General features: G+C 75.1%; 5 protein-coding genes. 3 read left to right on the plus strand and 2 right to left on the minus strand.

What is annotated here, in order from left to right:
* From VI078_04715 to pgm, 3 genes are all read left to right on the plus strand, one after another.
* On the plus strand, positions 1–828 hold an 828-nt coding region (locus VI078_04715), incomplete at its 5' end, for a 1,4-dihydroxy-2-naphthoate polyprenyltransferase (GenBank protein ID HEY5998589.1).
* Positions 829–1,033: 205 nt separating this feature from the next.
* Positions 1,034–1,489, plus strand: a complete 456-nt coding sequence (locus VI078_04720; protein ID HEY5998590.1) for a thioesterase family protein — start codon at positions 1,034–1,036, stop codon at positions 1,487–1,489.
* A complete protein-coding gene (gene pgm / locus VI078_04725) occupies positions 1,473–3,167 on the plus strand; it encodes a phosphoglucomutase (alpha-D-glucose-1,6-bisphosphate-dependent) (GenBank protein HEY5998591.1) in 1,695 nt (564 codons plus the stop codon). The genes VI078_04720 and pgm overlap by 17 nt, the downstream gene beginning before the upstream one ends.
* On the opposite strand, the gene VI078_04730 is transcribed toward pgm, so the two are convergent.
* Positions 3,148–4,311, minus strand: coding sequence for a phospholipase D-like domain-containing protein (locus VI078_04730; GenBank protein HEY5998592.1), 1,164 nt, complete (start codon positions 4,309–4,311; stop codon positions 3,148–3,150). The two genes, pgm and VI078_04730, sit on opposite strands and share 20 nt — an antisense overlap.
* The gene (locus VI078_04735) at positions 4,308–5,213 is read right to left on the minus strand and encodes a DUF6599 family protein (protein ID HEY5998593.1); all 906 of its coding nucleotides are present in this window, start codon (positions 5,211–5,213) and stop codon (positions 4,308–4,310) included. Before VI078_04735 ends, VI078_04730 begins: the two co-directional genes overlap by 4 nt.
* Positions 5,214–5,270: the final 57 nt, after the last annotated feature.

Below are 5,270 nucleotides of genomic sequence, written 5' to 3' on the forward strand. Positions count from 1 at the left end.
GCGGCGCTCGTCGGCGTCTATCTCGTCGCCCGCGGCGCCGGCGCCTTCGCCCTGGCGCCGGCGCTCGCGGCCCTCGCCGTCGCCCTGCTGCTGCAGATCGGGGTCAACCTCGCCAACGACTACTTCGACTACAAGGGCGGCATCGACGCGCCCGACCGCAAGGGTCCGCTGCGCGTGACGCAGGCCGGTCTCATCCCGCCGGGGCAGGTCCGGCTGGCGATGGCGGCCGTCTTCGCCGCCGCGGCGCTCGTCGGCGTCTATCTCGTCGCCCGCGGCGGCTGGCCGATCGCCGCGGTCGGCGTCGCCTCGATCCTCTCCGCGCTGGCCTACAGCGGCGGGCCCTGGCCGCTGGCGTCGCACGGGGTCGCGGACTTCTTCGTGTTCGCCTTCTTCGGGCCGGTCGCGGTCTGCGGCACGTACTTCGTGCAGGCCGGGTCGCTGACGCCCCTCGCCGCCGCGTCCTCCGTCGGGCCGGGCCTGCTGATCACGGCGATCCTCGTGGTCAACAACCTGCGCGACATCGAGACGGACGCGCGGGCCGGCAAGCGCACGCTGGCGGTGTGCCTCGGCGCGCGCGGCGCGCTGGCGGAGTACGTCCTGCTGCTGGCCGGCGCCTTCGCGATGCCGCCGCTGCTGCTGGCTGCCGGCTCCGGCGGGCCGCTGCTGCTGCTCCCGCTGGCCTCCGCGCCGCTGGCGGTCCCGCTCGTGCGCACGCTGGCGCGCCGGCGCGAGGACGGCCCGGCGATGAACGCCGCCCTGGCCGGAACGGCGCGGCTCACGCTCGTCTATTGCGTCCTCTTCGCGGCGGCGCTGGCCGGCCACCGATAAGGGCCCATCTGCGGCGTTGGGCTTCGCCCTGCGTCGCTACGGCGTACTGTTCGTACGCCTCACTCCTCAGGCTTGCCCGCCTTGCATCTGGGCCCTTCTCGGCGGCCGGCTGCGCCACCGCGAGAAGAATGGGGCGGGCCGGGCTGGTACAGCGGGACCACGCCCCTGCTAGAATGGGTGCGCACCAGCAGAGGAGGTCCGCATCGTGACCGCACACGGGAAGATGACCGAGGCGCTGCGCGTGCGCGTGGCGTTCGCCGACACCGACGCGATGGGCGTCGCCTGGCATGGCAACTACCTGCGCTGGTTCGAGATGGCGCGCACCGAGCTGCTGCGCGGCACCGAGCTGCCCTATTCGGCGATGGTCGAGCGCGGCGTGCACCTGCCGCTGATCGAGGCGCTCGTGCGCTACCGCAGGCCCGCCCGCTACGACGACGAGCTGGTCGTGCTCACCGCGACGTCGCGCCCGGGCGGGGTGCGCCTGCGCGTGGACTACCGCATCGAGTGCGGCGGCGCGCTCATCGCGGAGGGACACACCGAGCACGCCTTCACCGACGCCGCCGGCAGGGTGCGGCGCCCGCCGCCGGACGTCGTGGAGCTCTTCGCGCGCCTCGGCGCCCGTCACGCTCACCCCGGAGGTCACGATGAGCACGAGCGTTGATCCGCACACGCACCCGCTGGCCGGCAAGCCCGTCCCGCGCGAGCTGCTCGTCAACGTCCCGCGCCTGGTCTCGGCCTACTACACGCGGCGCCCCGAGCCGGAGAACCCCGCCGAGCGGGTGTCGTTCGGCACCTCCGGGCACCGCGGCTCCTCGCTGAGGGGCTCCTTCAACGAGGCGCACGTGCTGGCGATCGCGCAGGCGATCTGCGAGCTGCGCGCGGCCGAGCGCGTGACGGGCCCGCTCTTCCTCGGGATGGACACCCACGCGCTCTCCGAGCCGGCGTTCGCCAGCGTCCTCGAGGTGCTGGCCGGCAACGGCGTGGAGACGGTCGTGCAGGCCGGGCGCGGCTACACGCCGACGCCGGTGGTCTCGCACGCCGTCGTCGCGCACAATCGCGGGCGCCGGGACGGCCTGGCCGACGGCATCGTGATCACGCCGTCGCACAACCCGCCGGAGGACGGCGGCATCAAGTACGACCCGCCCAGCGGCGGGCCCGCCGACACCGGCACCACCCGGCGCATCGAGGAGCGCGCGAACGCCCTGGTCGCCGCGGGGCTCGCCGGCGTGCGCCGCCAGTCGTTCGCGCGAGCGCTGCGGGCGGCCACGACGCACGAGCGCGACTTCGTCCTGCCGTACGTCAACGACCTGGAGAGCATCGTCGACCTGCGGACCGTGGCGCGCGCGGGCCTGAAGATCGGCGCCGACCCGATGGGCGGCTCCGGCATCGCCTACTGGGACCCGATCGCCACGATCTACGGCCTCGACATCGAGGTGGTGAACCACGCGGTCGACCCGACGTTCGCGTTCATGCACGTCGACCACGACGGCAAGGTGCGCATGGACTGCTCCTCGCCCTACGCGATGGCGGGGCTCATCGGGCTGAAGGGACGCTTCGACGTCGCCTTCGGCAACGACCCGGACTACGACCGCCACGGGATCGTCACGCGCAGCGTCGGGCTGATGAAGCCGAACCACTACCTGGCGGTTGCGGTCTGGCACCTCTTCTCGCACCGGCCGCACTGGCCGGCGGCGGCCGCGGTCGGCAAGACGCTCGTCTCCAGCTCGATGATCGACCGCGTCGCCGCGCGCCTCGGCCGGCGCGTGGTGGAGACCCCCGTCGGCTTCAAGTGGTTCGTGAACGATCTGCTCTCGGGTTCCTGCGCCTTCGCCTGCGAGGAGAGCGCCGGCGGCATCTTCCTGCGCCGCGACGGCACGACGTGGGCCACCGACAAGGACGGCATCATCATGGACCTGCTCGCCGCGGAGATCACGGCCGTGCACGGCCGCGACCCGGGCGAGTGCTACCGCCGCATCGAGCAGGAACACGGGGGGGCGTGGTACGCGCGCGTGGACGCCCCCGCATCGCAGGCCCAGCGGGACGCGCTCGTGCGGCTGACGCCGGAGCAGGTGGCGGCCACGGAGCTCGCCGGCGACCCGATCGTCGCAAAGCTCACCCGCGCCCCCGGCAACGACGCGCCGATCGGCGGGCTCAAGGTGACGACCGCGCACGGCTGGTTCGCCGCGCGCCCCTCGGGTACGGAGGACATCTACAAGATCTACGCGGAGAGCTTCCGCGGCGAGGAGCACCTGCGCCGCATCCAGCAGGAGGCGCGGCAGATCGTGGCCGCGGCCTTCGCCGCCTCCGCCTCGGGCGCGGCTACCAGCGCGTGCGCATGATCTCCAGGCGCGAGAGCAGCAGGTCGGCCCGCGCGATGAGCCAGTAGCTCACGCGCTCGCGCAGCCTGTCGAGGAGCGGGCGCCCGCGCCACGCGGCGAGCGCCACCCGCTCGGCCTGCCCGAGGTCGGCCTCGAACTGTCGGCGCGCCTCGGCCGCGATCGCCGGGTCGCGCACGATCGCGACGATCTCCTGGTTGAGCCGGTCGCTCCGCAGGTCCAGGTTGGCCGAGCCGACGACGACGGTGTCGTCGGTCACGGCGAGCTTCGCGTGGAGCATCGACGGCAGGTACTCGAAGACCTCGACTCCCATCCGCAGCAGCCTCCCGTAGAGGCCGCGCGCGGCCCAGCGCATCACCGGCACGTCGCTGTGGCGCGCCACGAGCACCCGCACGCGGGCGCCGCGGCCGATGGCCCGCCGCAGCTCGCGCAGGATGCGCCCCGGCGGGAAGAAGTATCCCATCGCCAGGTCCACACGCCCGGCGGCGGAGCGGATCAGCTCGCGGTGGACCTGGAGCGCGAGGCGTCCGCCCTGGCCGGGGCCGCTCGCGAAGAAGCGGACGCGCTCGCGCTCGCCTCCCTCGTCGCAGCGGGGGCGGCCGGGGAAGAGCGCGCGCCAGGCGAGCGGCCGTTCGGCGAGGGCCCACATGCGCAGGAACTGGCGGCGCAGGCGCGCCGCGTCGGGGCCTTCGACGACGAGGACGAAATCGCGCCACGGCTTCTGCCCGCCGCGACCGCCGCGGTACTCGTCCGCGATGTTCATGCCCCCGAGCCAGGCGATCGCGTCGTCGACGAGCACGAGCTTGCGGTGGTTGCGGAACGGCAGGAACCCGCGGCGGATCGGCCGGAAGAAGCGCAGCCGGGCGCCCGCGGCGCGCAGCGGCTCCCAGAAGGCGTCCGGCGTCGCCCAGGAGCCGAAGGCGTCCACGAGGACCATGACCCGCACGCCGCGCCGGGCGGCCGCGACGAGGCGCGCCAGCAGCCCCCGGCCGGTGGCGTCCGCGGCGAAGATGTACATCTCCAGGAAGACGTGCGAGCGGGCATGGTCGATGGCGGCGGAGAGCGCGGCGAACGCCTCGCGTCCGTCGCCCAGCAGGCGCAGGCGCGTCGCGGGGGCGGCCGCGGGAGGGGCCTGGTCCTCGCTCACCGCGTGTCCCCCGCGCCCTGGCCACCGGCCGTTCCGAGCAGCGTCGCCAGCAGTTCCAGGATCCCCTCCGCGTCCGGCGACGAGCGCGCCCCGGCGATGCCGCCGGCGCCGCCGAGCAGGACCACCGGGCCGAGGGCCGGGTCGCGCCCCACGAGCAGCGGCCGCCCGTCGCGCTCGCCGAGCGCCGCGCCCTCGAGGGCCCGCGCGTAACCGGCCAGCCAGGCCTTCGCGTCCTCGAGGCTCGCCGGCGGCACCGAGACGAACACCGGCGTGCCGGCCGCGACTCCCTCCAGCCCGGGGGGCAGCGCCTCGCGCCCGAGCAGGTGCTGCGGCTGGTAGCGGACGGTGCGCGCATCCGCGACGCGGGAGAAGTCGGCCAGCGCCTTGGGCGGCGGCGGGGGGGCGCCGAGGCGCGCGGCCGCGGCCTCGAGAGCGCGGCGCACGTCCGATGCCCGGGTCGCGTCCGGCCCGGCGGCGTCGGCGAGCACGAAGTGCGCGCCCTGCCAGAAGAAGCCCTGGTAGTCCTCGACGCAGCCGCCGTTGCCGAGCGCCGTCCCGCCCGCGCCCGCTGGCGGCCGGAAGGCGGCGAAGACGCCGAATGCGCCGAGCGGGTCGGCGAAGCTGAAGACGGAGGCTTCGACACGCCGCTCCCCGGCCGCGGGGTCCGCGTAAAGCACGTGGGCCGAGGCCGCAAGCCCGTAGCCGCGGTACAGCTCCGCCTCGCCGTCGATGCGCTCCCAGAGCGTCTCCGGGGTGTGCCGCTCGATCGCCCCGGCGCGGCGCAGGGGCGCGAGCGCGGCTTCGTCGGGAAGGACGCCCGCGGGATCGGCCGCAGCCGTCGCGGCGCCCGGAGGCAACGCCGCCAGCGCGCAGGCCAGGACGAGGGCAGCCGGCCTACGCATGCGCCTCCCGGCCGAGCCGCAGCGCCGCCGCGATCCGCTCGGGCACCCGGACGCCGG

This window comes from bacterium (genome assembly GCA_036524115.1).
GTDB lineage: Bacteria > JAUVQV01 > JAUVQV01 > JAUVQV01 > DATDCY01 > DATDCY01.